The 16,603-nt window shown below is 73.1% G+C and carries 16 protein-coding genes; 8 read left to right on the forward strand and 8 right to left on the reverse strand.

The annotated features are described in order from the left end of the window. Positions 1-17 precede the first annotated feature (17 nt). The 4 genes from PZC42_RS00320 to PZC42_RS00335 form a co-directional block, all read right to left on the reverse strand. Complete coding sequence (locus tag PZC42_RS00320; protein WP_277207262.1) at positions 18-839, reverse strand: hypothetical protein; 822 nt, start codon at positions 837-839, stop codon at positions 18-20. Continuing rightward, positions 836-2,959 carry a serine/threonine-protein kinase gene (locus PZC42_RS00325; protein ID WP_277207263.1) on the reverse strand — a complete coding sequence of 708 codons (2,124 nt, stop codon included), beginning with the start codon at positions 2,957-2,959 and terminating at the stop codon, positions 836-838. The genes PZC42_RS00320 and PZC42_RS00325 overlap by 4 nt, the downstream gene beginning before the upstream one ends. Continuing rightward, the gene (locus tag PZC42_RS00330) at positions 2,959-3,324 is read right to left on the reverse strand and encodes a hypothetical protein (protein WP_277207265.1); all 366 of its coding nucleotides are present in this window, start codon (positions 3,322-3,324) and stop codon (positions 2,959-2,961) included. The genes PZC42_RS00325 and PZC42_RS00330 overlap by 1 nt, the downstream gene beginning before the upstream one ends. 84 nt (positions 3,325-3,408) lie before the next feature. Further along, positions 3,409-4,110 (reverse strand): hypothetical protein, encoded by a 702-nt coding sequence (locus tag PZC42_RS00335; RefSeq protein ID WP_277207267.1) that lies wholly within the window; start codon positions 4,108-4,110, stop codon positions 3,409-3,411. 180 nt (positions 4,111-4,290) lie between these two features. On the opposite strand from PZC42_RS00335, the gene PZC42_RS00340 reads away from it, so the two are divergent. After that, positions 4,291-4,779: a hypothetical protein gene (locus tag PZC42_RS00340; protein ID WP_277207269.1), complete on the forward strand. Its 489-nt coding sequence runs from the start codon at positions 4,291-4,293 to the stop codon at positions 4,777-4,779. 36 nt (positions 4,780-4,815) lie between these two features. Continuing rightward, the gene (locus tag PZC42_RS00345; protein WP_277207271.1) at positions 4,816-5,694 is read left to right on the forward strand and encodes an alpha/beta fold hydrolase; all 879 of its coding nucleotides are present in this window, start codon (positions 4,816-4,818) and stop codon (positions 5,692-5,694) included. 20 nt (positions 5,695-5,714) lie between these two features. Here PZC42_RS00345 and gad read toward each other — a convergent pair whose 3' ends face one another. After that, a complete protein-coding gene (gad, locus tag PZC42_RS00350; RefSeq protein ID WP_277207273.1) occupies positions 5,715-7,091 on the reverse strand; it encodes a glutamate decarboxylase in 1,377 nt (458 codons plus the stop codon). A 162-nt stretch (positions 7,092-7,253) separates the two neighbouring features. Between gad and PZC42_RS00355 the strand changes: the two genes are divergently transcribed. Next, positions 7,254-8,171, forward strand: coding sequence for a ribokinase (locus PZC42_RS00355; protein WP_277207275.1), 918 nt, complete (start codon positions 7,254-7,256; stop codon positions 8,169-8,171). Positions 8,172-8,188: 17 nt separating this feature from the next. On the opposite strand, the gene PZC42_RS00360 is transcribed toward PZC42_RS00355, so the two are convergent. The 3 genes from PZC42_RS00360 to PZC42_RS00370 all read right to left on the reverse strand — a co-directional run bounded on the left by PZC42_RS00360 (position 8,189) and on the right by PZC42_RS00370 (position 11,818). Next, positions 8,189-9,301, reverse strand: a complete 1,113-nt coding sequence (locus tag PZC42_RS00360) for a class I SAM-dependent methyltransferase (protein ID WP_277207277.1) — start codon at positions 9,299-9,301, stop codon at positions 8,189-8,191. Positions 9,302-9,398: 97 nt separating this feature from the next. Further along, complete coding sequence (locus tag PZC42_RS00365) at positions 9,399-11,087, reverse strand: LuxR C-terminal-related transcriptional regulator (protein ID WP_277207280.1); 1,689 nt, start codon at positions 11,085-11,087, stop codon at positions 9,399-9,401. Positions 11,088-11,182: 95 nt separating this feature from the next. Beyond that, entirely contained in the window at positions 11,183-11,818 is a 636-nt protein-coding gene (locus PZC42_RS00370) for a PepSY domain-containing protein (RefSeq protein ID WP_277207282.1), read from the reverse strand. Positions 11,819-11,890: 72 nt separating this feature from the next. Here PZC42_RS00370 and PZC42_RS00375 point away from each other — a divergent pair, with 72 nt between their 5' ends. From PZC42_RS00375 to PZC42_RS00395, 5 genes are all read left to right on the forward strand, one after another. Next, entirely contained in the window at positions 11,891-12,775 is an 885-nt protein-coding gene (locus PZC42_RS00375; RefSeq protein ID WP_277207283.1) for an oxygenase MpaB family protein, read from the forward strand. Between the two features lie 101 nt (positions 12,776-12,876). After that, positions 12,877-14,136, forward strand: a complete 1,260-nt coding sequence (locus PZC42_RS00380; protein ID WP_277207284.1) for a serine hydrolase domain-containing protein — start codon at positions 12,877-12,879, stop codon at positions 14,134-14,136. Positions 14,137-14,177: 41 nt separating this feature from the next. Beyond that, a complete protein-coding gene (locus PZC42_RS00385) occupies positions 14,178-15,263 on the forward strand; it encodes an AI-2E family transporter (protein ID WP_277207285.1) in 1,086 nt (361 codons plus the stop codon). A gap of 106 nt (positions 15,264-15,369) precedes the next feature. Beyond that, a complete protein-coding gene (locus PZC42_RS00390; protein ID WP_277207287.1) occupies positions 15,370-16,128 on the forward strand; it encodes a MerR family transcriptional regulator in 759 nt (252 codons plus the stop codon). Between the two features lie 36 nt (positions 16,129-16,164). Further along, positions 16,165-16,587 carry a hypothetical protein gene (locus PZC42_RS00395; protein ID WP_277207290.1) on the forward strand — a complete coding sequence of 141 codons (423 nt, stop codon included), beginning with the start codon at positions 16,165-16,167 and terminating at the stop codon, positions 16,585-16,587. The last annotated feature ends 16 nt before the right edge of the window (positions 16,588-16,603 follow it).

Consider the following 16,603-nt stretch of genomic DNA (forward strand, 5'->3'; position numbering starts at 1 on the left):
CCCCCACAGCCCGGCCGTCAGGACGACTCCGGCGGGTTCGCCACGACCTTCTCGGCCACACGGGCGACCAGGGCGTCGACCTCCAGCTCCTCGGGCACCTCGGCGTCGACCGGAGCGAGCGTCGCGACCAGGGCGACGGTGCCGGACACCGCCGTCATCACTACCGTGACGCGCTGCTGCGCGCCGGTCGCCGGATCGGTCTCGACGGCGGTGAACCCGGTATAGCCCTGGTGACCGGCCGCCGTGTCGCGCTCGGTGTAGTCCTGCCAGCCTGGCGCGATCCAGCCACCGGCACCGCGGGTGTGCTCGCCGATCCGGCGCAGGGAGGTCAGCTCGACCCCCGCGTCGGCGGCATGGTCGATCAGCTGGTCGGGCCAGTGCTTGTCCCTGATCGACCCGGCATAGATCTTGCCGATCGGGTGCGGCGCCGGGTCCCTGGGGTCGGGGGTGAACACGCTCGTGTAGACCGACACCGCACCGTGCTGCACGCCGGAGACGGCGGTGGCGACCTCGACCTCCTCGTCGTGCGGGGACCAGCCCCGGGTCAGGAAGTGGCTCTCGAGGTAGCGCAGACCTGGCAGCAGGTGCGGGGCGGGCTCGTGCGGTGGGTAGGGGACGACCCAGCCGGGATCGACGGGGATCTGAGCGGCACCCGGCGGGAGGTCCCCTGTGGTCAGAGCCCACGAGCCGGGCTGCCATCTCTCGCGCAGCGCCTGCCGGATGGGCTCGCCCCAGGTCAGCGCCCCGGCGACGAGCGCACAGAGCACCAGCGCGGCAACGGGCACGATGATCTCCCCGCGCCAGGTGCGGCGCCGCCGTCGGGTGGTCGGCATCGTCATGTCAGCTCTCCCAGCTCTCGTCGGAGGTCGGCGTTGACCGCGAAGGTGCTGCCGAAGACGTCCTTCATGTTGTCCGAGTGGGGGTCGAGCCGTTCCGTGGCGCGCTCGACCTCCTCGGCGGAGTACCCCTGGGCGGCGAGCATGTCGCCGACCGCCTGCTGGAATCGCCCCGTCGTCCGTTCTCGCAGACCTGGTTCGGTCGTGAGCACCTCTTCACGGGCGGGCCCGACGCCGTCGGGCAGGAACGGTGGCAGCAGTGCTCCGACGCCCGTCGCGGCCAGGGAGGTGCCCGCCGGTGACCGGGTGGCCGCCACGCTGAGGCCGGAGGAGAACCAGGCGGCGGTCGCGGCGGTGGCGTCGTCCTCGGCGCGGGCGACCATGATGGACTCAGATTCGACCGCCCCGAGGACTGCTGCTGCGTCGCGGGTGGCCCCCTCGGCGAGCGCCTCGGCGTCGCCGCTGCTGCGTCCCTCGGCCGTCACGCCGGTCACGGCGTCGTCCAGGTACGTGTCGACGCGCTGCAGCCAGTAGCCCGACGACGCCTCCGTGCCCGACGTCGCGGCGATGACGTCGCGGAACGCGAACGCGTCCAGGTGCGGCTGGACGATCTCGGCGTACTCGCCGGTGCCCTCGGCGAGCTGCGGTGTGCCCAGCAGGCCAGGTTCCGGGCGCGGCCTGCCGTGCTGCTGCCACTGCACCGCGTCGCCGGCCGAGACCAGGTACGGCGCGTAGGCGTCGGCGACGTTCCGGCTGGCTGCGTCCGAGACCGGGTACGGGCCGCCCAGCAGGCCGTTGCCCGGGGTGACGAGCTCCTTGGTCGCCGCCGAGGCGAGCAGCGCGGTCCGGCGCTGCCGGCAGACGTCGTCGGTCCCGGTGCCTGCACCGACCGCGGCCGCGAGCAGGCCCGTGACCGCGGTGCCGCCGTCCGGCCAGCCGTCGGGCGGCGTCGTGCCGAACCAGGCGTGGGTCCGGGCCAGGGACACCTCCTCGTCCGACGGCGCCAGGTGCTCGAGCGCCGCTGGTGGGTGAGCGGCCAGACCGTCCGCGATCGCGACCGTCAGGGAGCCTGTGGCGACCAGGTCGGCGTCGTCGCTCTGCTGCTGCCGGCGCCCCACCAGCGCGTCGGCGGCCCCGACGTGCACCGCCGACGGCAGCGACGGTGCCAGGAGGGCCGCGGCCAGCTCCGCCCGGTCGCCGATCTCGACGTACGAGGCGGGCAGCTCCTCCACCAGCGCACGGCCGAGGGCTTCCTGCTCGCTCGGGGTGGCGCTGCGTGCCCAGGCCGCGAGGCCGTCGGTCAGCGCGACCGTGACGTCGTCGTCGACGGACGTCACTCCGATCGCCGTGTAGAGCTCGGCCGGCGTGGTCGTCTCCCAGAAGGCTGTCCACAGGACCGGGTCGCTGCCGGCGGCGCGGATCGCGGCGAGCAGCTCGTCGCGGGCGGCGGCGCGCGTCTCGGAGGGCATGTCGGGTCCGGCGCCGAGGACGAGCCCGGCCAGATCCAGTCCGCTCTGCCACGAGCCGGTGTACGCGGTGAGGCCGGTACCGGCGGCCGACGCGAGCCGCACGGCCCGGACGTGCGCGAGCCCGGTCAGGTGAGACGCCGTCTGCCGGGAGCCGGCCTGTTTCGCGTCCCGGGCCTGGCGCCACCGCGATTCGGCAGCCATGACGTCGGCGCGCGCCTCTCCGCCGCGCATCCGGGCGAGCCAGGACAGGCTGGCCCAGTCGGGCTGGCGGGGATCGAACGGATCGGCCGCGATGCGCAGAGCGGTCGCCTCGTCGTCCGCTGCGCGGTCCACGCGGACGAGAGCCTCGTCACGAGCCAGGATCGCCCGGTGCGCGTCCTGCTGCTCACCCGCCAAGGAGCCCGAGCGGCCGGCCAGAGCGCGTGACGCCCGGCCGAGGACCTCCGCGCAGAGGTCGACCTCCGCGCGGAGGTCGGCGAGAAGCTGCCGGGCGGTGTCGACCGCCCCGGACACGTGGCCCTCCAGGTCACGTTCGACCCGGGCCAGCCCCGTGCGTGTCTCGGTCAGTGCTCCGGCGGCACGGGCGGCCGTCGCGGACAGGTCGCTGAGCTCGCCGGGGGAGCCGGTGAGCGCGAGGAACTCCACGTCCTGCATCAGCGCACCGCGTCCGTCCCGGGACCGGCCGAGCGGCCGGAGCCGCCGGCGGTCTCTGTGTCGCTGCCGGTGATCGCCCGGGCCAACCCCTGCGCCGTCACCGACTCCGCCGCCTCGAACGTCGCCGCTGCCTGGGCCATCCGGCCCGCGAGCGACTCCAGGGTCGCGACGAGCGTGCGGTGCGTGGGCGTCCACGTGTTGAACAGGGTGGTGATCGCGTCCGCCAGCACCGGGTCGCCCGCGGCGCTCGTGGCGGAGCGGGCGCCGACGTGCTCCGCGGTCGCGCCACCGAGCAGGCTCGTGGTGTCACGCAGCCGGGCGGCCAGCGCGGCGAGCTCGGAGGGGTCGAGGTCGAGTCGGGGCATGTCGACGGACGCTAGTGGCACGTCCGCCCCGACCGCCGTGGCTGTCCACAGACCTGTGGACAACCCGACGGTGCCGGGCGCCGGTCAGTCCCACCAGAGGCGGTACCAGTGCCCGGTGTCCGTACCGGCCCCTGTGCGGGGGTGGTCCTGCAGCCCCCACCCCCACCAGGGAGTGACCTCGTGCGGAGGGACGGCGGCGTCGTCCACGCCGAGCCCGGCGACGAACCGGTAGAGCTCGTCGCACTGGCACCCGGGGCAATGGTGCTCACCCACCGCGAACTCGTGGTCGCAACGCACCAGCACACCCTCGACGGTCACGCGCTCGTCGCACCGGCCGGGCCCCACCACGTAGCCGTGCGCCCGCAACCTGTCCGGGTGCGCGACGACGGCGCGCAGCACAGCGCCGATGCTCGGCCCGTCGTTCTGCCGCTCCGTGGCGAGGTAGTCGGCCGGCAGGCGTTCCAGCAGGTCAGCAGCCACGCCGGCGTCCAGGTCGACGAACCGGTAGAACGACGACGCGCCCAGCGCGTCGGGCAGCAGCACCGGCTCGAGGACCTGGTCGAGGTCGGCGCGGAGCATCCAGCCGTGCCGGTCGTCGCACCAGAAGTGCGTGGTGGACTCCGACCCGGCCACCTGCTCCTCGAGCCGCCAGGCCGTGGTCAGGTCGACGAGCTCGGGCGACGTGAACCGTCGGCGCGGCAGGGAAGGCCGGCCGGGCGCGGCCGACGACGGGTCGTCGGGCACCGGGTCCGGGGGCAGGCCGGGGGTAGCAGCGGGTGCGGGCACGGGGTCCTCCACGGGGTCTGATGAGTGTCGGGCGACCGCCACCCTGCCGCCGTCGGGCCCTCCGCCGTCGTGCGGGCACCCGAGCCTGTGGAAACCTAGGGACGGTGGTCGCCCGTGCCGCGTTGCGCCACGGGAGAACGACCGTGACAACGAGCCCAGGAAGGCGCATCCTCAACTCTGATGAGCGACACCACCATGCGGCCCGAGCCGCGTACCTACCCGCAGACCCCGACCGCCGAGCCGGTCAGCGACGAGCTCCTGGTGGTCCACCTCAAGCGCGACGGAAACGTCCGGCCCGAGTACTTCCGGCCGCCGGAGCTGGTGGGTCACGAGGTCGGTGACGGTGTGCTGGCCGTGACCCTCGCCGCGGACGGCGACACCCCGCAGCGCACCCGCCACTTCCCCCTCGCGGAGATCGCCGAGTACGTCCTCGAGGCGCCCAGCGCCGCCTACGAGGCGGCGTTCGACGCCTGGACGCAGTCGAAGTTCGGCGTCGACGCCGAGACCTACCGCTCCATGCGGGACACCTCCAAGGGCGTGACCATGGCGGAGAACATGCGGCGTCAGATCGCCGAAGGGCTCGGGGTCGACCCCGACTCGGTGCACTTCGGCGGCTCCTTCACCATCGACGACGACGAGGACTGGGAAGGCTCGCCCGACGACGAGTGAGCGATGAGTTCTCGCCGGCCCGCGCGTCTACCTGCCATGGCTACCGAGACCCGCACCCTGGACGTGCCTGGTTCCGTCCTCACCTACGACGTCCACGCCCCCGCGACCGACGGAGGGCTCCCGCCCCTGTTCGTGCTCGGCAACCCGATGGAGGCGGCCGGCTTCGCCCAGCTCGTCGGTGAGATCGGCGACCGGACCGTCCTCACCTACGACCCCCGCGGCACGGCCCGGTCCACCCTGGACCCGGACGGTGGTGTGCGCGTCGAGGACCACGCGGCCGACCTGCACGCCGTCGCGCAGGCCGCCGCCGTCGGGCCGGTCGACGTCTTCGGTTCCTCCGGAGGTGGCGTGACCGGGCTCGCCTGGGCGGCCGCGCACCCCGAGGACGTACGGTGCCTCGTGTCCCACGAACCGCCGTTGACGGCGCTGCTGCAGGACCGTGACGTCCTCGTGCGGGCGCAGGCCGACATCGTCGCGACGTACGAGGAGTCGGGGTTCGGGCCCGCGATGGCGAAGTTCATCCGGCTGGTCTTCACCACAGAGCCGCTCACCGAGGCCTACCTCGACCAGCCCGCCCCGGACCCGGCGCAGTTCGGGATGCCCACCGAGGACGACGGGCGACGTGACGACCTCCTGCTCGGCAGGTCGCTGAGCACGATGCCGCGGTGGGAGCCCCCGCTGGACGACGTCCGCGCCCTGCTCCGCGACGGTGACCTGCGGGTGCTGCCCGCCATCGGCGCTGCGTCCCCGCCCGGGGCGCTCGCCTCCCGCGGGGCCGCCGCGCTCGCCCAGGAGCTCGGGACACGTCCGGTGGTGTTCCCCGGCGACCACGGCGGCTTCGCGAAGAACGAGTGGTCGCCGGACAACGATCCGCCGGCCTTCTGGGCGCGGCTGCGCGAGGTGCTGGCCTGCTGAGCTGCGCCGGCGCGACGACCTCAGATGTGGGCGAAGCGCCCGGACGGCGCCCGGTGCGGTGGGTCGGAGCGGAGACGGTCGAGCGCGGCGCCGATGTCCTTGACCAGCGACTCGGCGAGGTCCGCGGTGAACGCCTCGCGGACGACGATGCGCAGCACCGAGACGTCCTCGGCGTCGGCGGGCATCGTGTAGGCCGGCACCTGCCACCCGAAACGACGGAGCTCGTCGGAGATGTGGAAGACGGTGAACGGAGAGCTGTCCGGGTCCCGTAGCCGGAACGCGACGACGGGGATCGCCGAGCCGTCGGCCACCACCTCGAACACGTCCATCGCGGCCAGCTGGCCAGCTACCTGGGTGGCGGTCTCGCGGAGCTGCTCCATGACCTTCGTGTAGCCGTCCCGCCCGAGCCGGACGAAGTTGTAGTACTGCGCGATCACCTGGTTCCCGGGCCGCGAGAAGTTGAGCGTGAAGGTCGGCATGTCGCCGCCGAGGTAGTTGACGTGGAAGACGAGGTCCTCGGGCAGCTCGTCGGCCCCTCGCCACACCACGAACCCCACCCCGGGGTACGTGAGGCCGTACTTGTGCCCGGAGACGTTGATCGACTTCACCTGGGGGAGGCGGAAGTCCCACTCGAGGTCGGGGTGGATGAACGGTGCGACGAAGCCACCGCTCGCCGCGTCGACGTGGAGCGGGATGTCCGTGCCTTGCTCGGCGTTGTAGGCGACCACGCGGTCGTGGATCTCCTTGATCGGCTCGAACTCGCCCGTGTACGTGGTCCCGAGGATCGGGACCACGCCGATGGTGTTCTCGTCGAGGCGTGCCACGACGTCCTCCGGATCCACCACGAACCGGTCCTCGGTCACCGGGACGTACCGCGGCTCCACGTCCCAGTAGCGGCAGAACTTCTCCCACACCACCTGCACGTTCGACCCCAGCACCAGGTTCGGCCGGGTGGCGTCGAGACCGGCATCGGTGCGCCGGAGCCGCCACCGCCACTTCATGGCGAGCCCGCCCAGCATCACCGCTTCGCTCGAACCGATCGTGGACGCCCCCACGGCACCACTTCCGGCGGGGGCGTGAAAGAGATCGGCCACGATGTTCACGCACCGGCGCTCGATCTCCGCCGTCTGCGGATACTCGTCCTTGTCGATCATGTTCTTGTCGAACGACTCGGTCATCAACCGGTCGGCCTCGGGCTCCATCCAGGTGGTCACGAACGTCGCCATGTTGAGCCGCGAGTTGCCGTCGAGCATCAGCTCGTCGTGGATGAAGCGGTAGGCGGCCTCGGGCGTCGCCGACTCGTCCGGCAGGCGGTTCTTCGGGACCTGACGCCGACTGAACCGTCCCGCGTACGCGGGGTCGGCGTACGACACCGACGGATCGTGAGGGTGGATCATCTCGGACTCCGATCGGGTCGAGGGGCCCGTCCCACACTGCACCCGTGCCCGACGGCGTGCAACCGATCGGGGCGCCGGGCCGGCAGGGCGACCTCGTCGTCGTGCCGGATACGGGATCATGGGAGCCCAGACGTCGAATCCCTCAGGAGGTGGCCCGACGCAATGACCGCGATCGTGGTCGTCGGCTCCGTCAACGCCGACCTCGTCACCCGCGTCCCCGCGCACCCGGCTCCGGGGGAGACCGTGCTCGCCGACGGGATGACCGTGCTGCCCGGCGGCAAGGGAGCGAACCAGGCGGTGGTCGCCGCGCGCCTCGGCGGTGACGTGGCGCTGGTCGGCGCCGTCGGCACCGACGCCTTCGCGGCGGCCGCCGTCCCCGGCCTGCGCCGCGCCGGGGTCGACCTCACCGCGCTCGCCACGGTGCCCGGCCCCACGGGCGTCGCCCTGGTCACGGTGGACGACGAGGGCGAGAACGCCATCGTCGTCGTCCCGGGGGCGAACGGCTCGGTCGACGCGACCGCCGTCGGGCGGCACGTCGGTCTCGTGGCGAGCGCCGACGTCGTCGTCGTCCAGGGCGAGATCCCGACCGCGGGGAGCGAGGCCGCCGTCCGCGCCACGACCGGCCGGGTGCTGCTCAACCTCGCCCCGGTCGTGCCGGTGCTGCGTGAGGTGCTGGCCCTCGCCGACCCGCTCGTCGTCAACGCCGGCGAGGCGTGGCGGCTGCTCTCGGACGCCGGGCGACCGGTCCCCGAGGGCGAACCGTTCGCCGTCGTCGACGAGCTGCGCGACCTCGGGCCACGTTCCGTGGTCCTCACTCTCGGCGGGGCGGGGGCGGTGGTGCTGGACGGGGCCTCCGACGCCGGCCCGGTCGTCGTGCCGGCGCCCGTGGTGAAGGTCGTGGACACCACGGGCGCCGGAGACGCGTTCGTCGGAGCGCTGGCCTGGCGGCTCGCCCAGGGGGACGGACTGGTGGACGCGGTGCGCACGGCGGTGCGGGTCGGCGCGTACTCCGTGACGACCGCGGGGGCGCAGCCGTCGTTCCCGACGGCGGACGACGAGCTGCCGTCGTTGTCTCGCTGAGACCGGGGCGCCGGCGCTCAGCGGCGTGCGACGTAGTAGGCATTGATGAAGTCGCCGGGTACCGACTCGATCCGTACGTCGGAGAATCCGGCGTCGGTGAGCATCCGCTGCGCGGTCTGCCGACCCCACACCGTGCCCAGGCCGTCGCCGCCCTCGGCCAGCGAGACCGTCATGCAGTGCATGGTCGAGACCGTGTACAAGAAGGCCGCCCACGGGATGTCGAGGTTGTCGTCCAGCGAGCTGGAGGCGTCGATGTCGACCATGAGGAACACCCCCTCGGGATCGAGGTGCTCGGCGACCTCGCCGAGCACACGGTCCGGGTGCGCCTGGTCGTGGACGGCGTCGAACGCGGTGATCGCCTCGAACGTGCCGGTGCCGGCCAGGTCGGCCACGTCGCGCACCTCGAAGTGCAGGTTCCCCAGCCCGTGGGCGTCGGCCTCCTCGCGAGCGACGGCGATCGTCTCCGGCAAGAAGTCGTAGCCGTGGAAGTCGCTGTCGGGGTACGCGCTCGCCAGCAGGTTCAGGGCGTGGCCCTGACCGCAACCGATGTCGGCGACGCGGATCCCGGACCGCAGGCGCTCGTCGAGCCCGCCGACCATCGGGACGACATGGTCCAACAGGGCGGCGTCGTTGCTCTGCGCGCTCTGCTCGGCCATGAGTTCGTGGAACCGTTCGAACGACCCGTACTCCACGCCGCCGCCGTCGGCGAAGCAGCGCACGATCGGGTCCTCGACCCGGGCCAGCATGGGGATGAACTGCATCTGGGAGGCGAGGTTGTCTGCCCCGGCGCCCCGGGTGAGCACGGCTGCGTGGTCCGGCGGGAGCCGATAGGTGTCGGTGTCGCGGTCGTGGGACACGACGCGAGAGACCGTCATCGCGCCGAGCCACTCACGCACGTACCGCTCGTGCAACCTCGCCGCGGCCGCGATCTCGCCGCTGGTCGACGGCGGCAGCCCGGCCAAGGCGTCGAAGAGACCGGTGCGGTGCCCGATGCTGACCATGAGTGCGGTCGATCCCTGGCTCAGCGTCGCGAAGAGCTCGGCGGCGAAGGCCTCGACGCCGGCCGGGTCGGGCTGCTCGGTCCCGGTGTCGGGCGCAGTCTGTGCGGCCGTGCTCTCGGTGGTGGTCATGATGCCGCCCTCCTCGTCGTGTGCTCACGACGCTAGGGACGGCGGTCACGACGGCGCATCGGCAGAATCATGCAGATCTGCGGCGATCTGCAGGACGTCAGAGCAGGCCGTGGTCACGGGCCTGTGCCACGGCCGCCGTCCGCGAGGCGACGCCGAGCTTGAGATAGGCATTGGCGAGGTGGCGGGCTACCGTGCGCTCACTGATGTGCAGGCGTGCGCCGATCTCCCGGTTGGTACCACCCTCGGACATCACGGCGAGCACCTCCACCTCGCGCGGTGAGAGCCCGGCGGGTGAACGGTGCCGCCGCCGCTGCGCCAGGAGCTGGCGAAGCTCGCGCTCCGCACCGAGCGCGGCAAACGTGGCGGCCGCCAGGTCGCGCTCCTCGCGCGCGGTGTCGGCGTCGCCCAGGGCCTCCGACGAGCGGGCGATCTCCACCCTGGTACGTGCCACCTCCCGTGGGGCGTCGATCCGTTGCCACCGGTCCCGCGCCTCGCGCAGCATCGGCAGAGCGGCCGTGTGCTGACCCTGGGCGGCCTGGGTCGAACCCCGCCACCGGCTGGCCTCGGCCTGCCAGCCCGGGCTGTCATGGCGGTCTGCGATGTCGGTCAGCTCGTCGACCAGGACGTCGAGCCGACCGAGGTCGTCCTGGGAGAGCGCCACCTCGATGCGAGCGGCCAGCAGCGGGGCGCGGCCCAGTGGGGCCGGGCAGGCCGCCAGCGCGGCCTCGAGCATGGATGCGGCGTTGACCGGGTGCCCTCGTGCGAGGTGGAGCAGTGCCAGTCCGGGCAGGGGGTCGCGGCCAAGGACTCGGGCGGCCCGGTACGCCTCGTCCGCGGCGGCGAGCTCGCCGCGGAGCCGGTGCAGCTCCCCACGCTGGTAGTGCGCCTCGCCTGCCGCGACGGCGTCGAGGTCGGCCAGGTCTGCCGCCGCCTGCTCCGCCTCACGCAGGGCGCGGGTCCACTGTCCGTGGACCTGCAGCAGCTGGACGCGGTGGACACGGCAGATGCCGGTGAAGAGCGTCGCCGGGGTGAAGTCCCGGCACCAGGCCTCGGTGAGGTCCGTCCAGTGCTGCGCCCTCGGCAGGTCGCCGAGCTCATGGCACAGCTGCATCATCTGGCAGTACAGGTTGCCTGCCCACGGTGGCGCCGTCCGGCCTCCGAGCACAGGGATCATGGCCTCATCGAGAAGCTGCACTCCTCGGCGGACCTCCCCACGCCGGATCGCCAGGCTCCCGGCCAGGAAGAGTCCGTGGGACTGGAGTGTGGGTTCCTGGAAGCGATCGCCGAGCTCGAGGACGCGCCCGATCAGGTCGTCGGCACGTGTTGTGTCGCCGGCGTCCAGCGCGCCGTACGCGTCGACCGTGAGCAGGAAGCCGTGCTCGACGGCATCCGGTGTCTGGGCGAGCAGCCGTCGGGCACGGGCGAACCAACCTGAGCCGGCGGCGCCGTGGCCCCGTGCCGCCTCGGAGTACCCCACCTCGAGGGCAGCCAAGGCCGCGCCTGGCGTGTCACCGGTGCTGATCCGACGCCGGCAGACCTCCTCGCTGGTGGTGGCGTACTCGTCGATGCTGCCGAGCCACCAGTAGGCATCGGCGAGGGAAGCGAGATCATCGACGTCGAGCGTGAAGACGGCGTCGACCGTCGCCGGTGCGGGACCTGACGCGCCCGCGGCAACATCCGCAGCCGCCCGCCGTGCGCCGGTCAGGAAGAGGTCCCGGGCCGTGGCCCAGTCGTGGTCGCGGACGGCGCGGCGGGCTGCAGGCAGGTCGTCGAGGTCCGGTGCCATGCATGTCACCCCTGGTTTCGATGGTGCCACGGGACCGCGGCGCACGGCTGGCCAGCTCCTTCGACCACCCCGTGCGCCACGCCGCCGGTCGTGGGTCAGTCGTCCCGCGTGACGCTGCCGTCGCCGAGGTCGACCCGGTACTCCTCCTGGCCACCGGTGGCCGGCAGGATGGAGACCTTCCAGCGGGCGGCGTCGTCGCCGGTCTCCAGGTCGGCCTCCTGCAGGGTGCCGCCCGACTCGCCCACGACCCGCTGCACGGCCTCGGCCAGGCCGACGACGGCGCTGTCGAGGGCCTCCCGGTCCGCAGGATCCAGCCCGTCGGGCGTCGTGGCGAGGACCTTCGTACCGGTGCCGTCCACCGTGACCTCGATCGTCCCGTCGTCGGCCGCGACGTCGACCTCCCAGGAGGTGGCGTCGTCGTGGATCGCGTAGGCGGCGCCGCCGGCCTCCGACTCCGCGGCCGCGATGGCCGCGAGCGCCGTGGTGGTGCGGTCGCCGAGCACGTCCGACCCGCCGTCGTCGGCCTCGGTGTCGTCCGGGCCCTGTCCCTCGTCCCCGGCAGCGCCGTCGGGGGTCTCGGCGGAGGCCTCGTCGGTCGCCCTGGTGGTGGCTGTGCTCGTGTCTGTCGGGGCGTCGTCGGAGGTGTCGCCCGCGCAGGCGGCGAGGACGAGTCCGAGCGACAGGGAGAGGGCGGCGAGCCCGGCAGGGCGGGCGCTGTGGTGGGGCGTCATGGGGTACATCGTGGCGGTCCGGCGAGGCCCGTGCACGGAGGTTCGGTGCGATGCGTCGGGGATACTGGCCGTATGGCGACCGTGAGGAACCCGCTGGAGCGACTGCGCGCTCGGGTCGGTGACGCCCTCTTCCTCAAGGTGGCCGGGCCGGACGGGCACGCCGCCCGCGACCGCATCCATCTCACGCCCGGCCCCCGCTGGTTCGCTCCTGGCAGCCCGGTCCGCCGCGTCCATGCCGACACCGCGACGTTCGTCGGCGGTCTGCGGGCGTTGCTCCTGCAGTCGTTGCACCCGCTCGCGATGGCGGGCGTCGCCGGGCACTCCGGGTTCCGCGGCGACCCGTGGGGCCGGCTCGCCCGGACGTCGACGTTCCTGGCGACGACGACGTTCGCGACGGCGGACGACGCCCAGGCGATGATCGACCGCGTGCGGGCGGTGCACGAGCGGGTCCGGGGCCGGGCCCGTGACGGCAGACCGTACCGTGCGAGCGACCCGCACCTGCTCGCGTGGGTGCACGTCGCCGAGGCGGACTCGTTCCTGGCGGCGCACCAGCGCTACGGGGAGCGCCGCCTCACGCCCGCCGAGGCAGACGAGTACGTCGCCCAGTCGGGCCGCGTCGCCCGGGCGCTCGGGGCCGAGGAGGTGCCGGAGACCGTCGCGGCGCTCGGTGCCGCCCTCGAGCGGTACCGTCCCGAGCTGGCGGCGACGCCCGAGGCGCTGGACACCGCCCGCTTCCTGCTGCGCGAGCCACCGCTGCCCTGGCCGGTCCGCCCGCCCTACCGGTTGCTGGCCGCTGGTGCGGTCTCGCTCCTGCCGCCCTGGGCGCGGGCAGAGCTGCGTCTCGGCACCTGGTTCGACCGCTCCTGCGGCGGCCCGGCGGGAGCGGTCGCCGTCCGCGCGATCCGCTGGGGTCTGGGACCCGCCGAGAGTCGCGACCGTCTGGGTGAACCGGTGTGACGCCTCCGTCGTGAGGTGGAGTCGCGTTCTCCTGCTCGCGACGGATCCGTGACCTGCCCCGACGCGGGCACGATGGGGGTCCCCGGACGAAGGAGACACCTGTGCGACGTCGCACCCGTTCCGTCATCGCCCTCGGCACGGCCGCGATCCTGGCGGTCCCGCTCGCCGCAGCACCGGCGAGCGCCACCCCGGTCGACCCGTTGCCACGTCCTGTCCATGACGCCGTCGCCGAGGTGCTGGCCGACGTCGCGCACGAACGCCGGGTGCTGGAGGCCCAGCCTCGCACGTTCGCCCCGGAGGCCGCCGAGCCCGGCTGGCGCGCGACCCTCGACCAGACGCTCGACGAGGCCGTGACCGGTCCCGTGGTCGGCGTGACGGCGCGGCTGGAGACCCCGGACCTCGACTGGCGCGGCTCGGCGGGGCAGCGGGAGCACGATCGTGCCGCGCCGGCCCGTCCGCAGGACCGGTTCCGCGCGGCGAGCATCACCAAGCCGATGATCGCCACGCTGGTGCTGCAGGAGGTCGAGGCGGGCACGTGGTCGCTGGACACCGGTGTGGACGAGGTGCTGCCCGGCCTGCTGGACGTCGACGTGACGATCGAGGAGCTGCTCGCGCACCGTTCCGGCCTGCCGGACCATCTGCTCGAGCTGATGCAGAGCCGGCTCACCGACCCCGACGACTTCGACGAGCAGTGGGCGGCGATGGGCCAGGAGTACACGGCAGCCGACCACGTCGCTGCCATTCGCGCGCTCCCGCGTGAGCTCGCCCCCGACGAGGACTTCCTCTACTCGAACGCCGGCTACGTCGTCCTGAGGCTCATGCTGGAGGAGGCCACCGGCGAGCGCGTCGACGACCTGCTGGAGAAGCGGGTGTTCAAGCCCGCGAGGATGCGGCACACCGACTACCCGCAGGTGCCCGGCACGCGTGGGCCGTTCCTCGTGGGTGCCGCCTACACCGGGCCGTTCGGCGCGGGGATGTACTCGCTGCCCCAGTTCCACCCGAGCTACTTCGACGCGGCGGGCGCGGTGACGACGACGACGGCGGACCTGCACGCGTTCACCGATGCCCTGCTGGGTGGCAGGCTGCTCGAGCCCGCCACCGTCGCGGACATGATCGACCCGCGCGCCGACGACTTCTACGGCCTCGGGATCTACCGTCTGCCCGACCCGTGCGTGCCGGGGGAGTACCTGTACGGGCACGACGGCGCCGGCATCGGCAGCCTCTCCATGGTGCTGACCTCGGCGGACGGCGAGCGCCAGCTCTCCTACGGTCTGACCGGACGGGACTACACCATCGCGCCGGACCAGATGCAGGAGGGGGCTGCCGCCGTCCTCAACACCCTGGCGGCCGCGACCTGCTGACCCTCTGAGCGAGCAGGCCGGGCGGGTGCGAGTCTGGCCCGATGAACAGTCAACAGCGCACCGGGACGGTCGCCGCTCTGTGGGGCGACCGGCTCGGTCGTCCCGCGACACGTGCTGCACAGGTGCTCCTCCTGCTCACGCTGGTCTCGTGCGCCGTGTTCGTGATGGCGCGGTTGTCGTTGCTGGTCATCCCCGTGCTCATCGCGCTGGTCGTCGCTGCGGCACTGGCTCCGGTGGTCGGCTTCCTGCGGCGCCACGGGTGGCCTGCGCTGCTCGCGACGTGGACCACGTTGCTGGCTGGGCTGGTCCTCCTCGGGGTGGTGCTCTGGCTCGTGGGACTGGAGTTCCGCGACGAGTGGCCCAACCTGCTCGAGGAGGCCGGGCGTGGTCTGGACGAGCTGGAGCGGTTCGTCACCGAGGGCCCGCTGGGGATCAGCCCGGAGCAGCTCGAGTCGCTCCGGGAGACGGCCACCGAGGCGTTGACGAGCGACGCGGCGCAGGCCGGTGCGATCCAGGGCGCGACCGCCGCCATCGAGGCGGTCGCCGGGCTCCTTCTCGGTCTCGTGGTGCTGTTCTTCCTGCTCAAGGACGGCCGGCGCATCTACACGTTCCTGCTCACGCCGTTGCAGGAGGCCACGCGGCGTCGTGCGCTGAGCGTCGGTGAGCGTTCGGTCGAGGTGCTCGGCGGCTATCTCCGCGGTACCGCCATCGTCGCGACCGTCGACGCGGTGGCGATCGGGGTCGGGCTGCTCATCATCGGTGTCCCGCTCGCGCTGCCGCTGGCGGTGGTCGTCTTCCTCGGCGCGTTCATCCCCCTGCTCGGTGCGGTGCTCGCCGGGACCTTGGCCGCACTGGTGGCGCTCGTGACCAACGGCCCCGTGGCGGCGCTCATCGTCGTCGCTCTCGTGATCGCCGTGAACCAGCTCGAGGGCGACCTTCTCGCACCGGTCGTCATGGGGAAGGTGCTGTCGCTGCACCCGCTCGTCGTGCTGCTCGCCCTGACCGCGGGCACGATCCTCGCCGGCCTCGTCGGTGCTCTGCTGTCCGTGCCGATCGCGGCCGTGGCCTGGGCGGCGGTCAAGGAGTGGAACGAGACCGCGCCGGCCGGCGAGGAGCTCGTGACCTGACGGGCCTCAGCCGTCGCGGGTGACGTCTCCGGAGTCGATGCGGGGGATGCTATGGCTCATCGCGGCCCTTGCGCTTGACGCGACGTCAACCTCTACCGTCGATGCCATGACCAGCTCGATCCAGGACGTCGCCCGGCTCGCCGGAGTCTCGAGCCGCACCCTGCGGCACTACGACCAGATCGGCCTCCTGCCGCCGTCGGGCACCGGGCACGGCGGGCTGCGCTACTACGACGACGTCGCCATCCGTCGCCTGCAGCGCATCCTGCTGCTGCGCGAGCTCGGGCTGCCGCTGGACGAGATCGCCGGGGTGCTCGACGAGCAGACCGACGAGGTCGACGCGCTGCGCCGGCACCTCGACGTGCTGCGCCGTGAGCGCGGACGGCTCGAGAGGCAGACGGCGTCGGTGGAACGAACGCTGACCGCACTGGAGAAAGGAACAGAGCTCATGGCCGAGGACATGCTCGACGGGTTCGACCACACGCAGCACAAGGACGAGGTGACCGAGCGCTGGGGCGCCGACGCCTACGCCAGGTCCGACGCCTGGTGGCGGGGGCTCGGGGCCCAGGGACAGGCCGAGTGGAAGACCCGCACCGAGGAGCTCAACGCCGCGTGGACCGCGGCAGTCGGCCGTGGCGTCGACCCGACGTCCGACGAGGCCCAGGCGCTGGCCGCACGGCATGCCGAGTGGCTCGGCGCGGTCCCCGGCACGCCGGGTGCCGACGCGGGCCGGCCGTCCAAGGAGTACGTCATCGGTCTGGCCGAGATGTACGTCGCGGACGCACGCTTCGCGAAGAACTACGGAGGCAACGAGGGGGTGACGTTCGTCCGCGACGCCCTGGTCGCCTACGCCGAGCGGGAGCTGTAGCCGTCGCGTCCGGGCATCGAGTGGGACACTGGCCGGGTGGGGGAGAACTGGGCTGCGCAGCGCACCGAGGCCGCCCGGGAGCACGCCGCTCGGCTGGCCGCCCGGCAGGACGCAGAGCACCGGCTGGCCGAGGCGATGCTCGCGGAGTTCGTCACGGCGGCCGGCGCCGCTCGTCTGGCGGCCGAGCCCCTCCAGGTCAAGGGCTACGGCGGGCGCGGCACGGCCCGCACCTCGCTGCGGGGCTGGTACCTGCGCACCGACCGGACCGCTGCCGTGTCCACCGCCGGCGACTTCTACGTCCTCACCGCACCGCTCGGTCTGCTCGACAGGGTCCGCGGCGTCCGGCCCGAGCCGAAGCGGCCGCCGCTCGTGCTCGGCGCCGGCGGCAAGGACGGCGACTCCATCGACCTCGTCGACGCCCTGGAACGGCTGCTGCCCGGCTGGCGCGAGCGCCGCTGACGCTCAGCGCCGAGGT

Origin of the sequence: Isoptericola croceus (genome assembly GCF_029382255.1) — a bacterium.
Lineage (GTDB): Bacteria > Actinomycetota > Actinomycetes > Actinomycetales > Cellulomonadaceae > Isoptericola > Isoptericola croceus.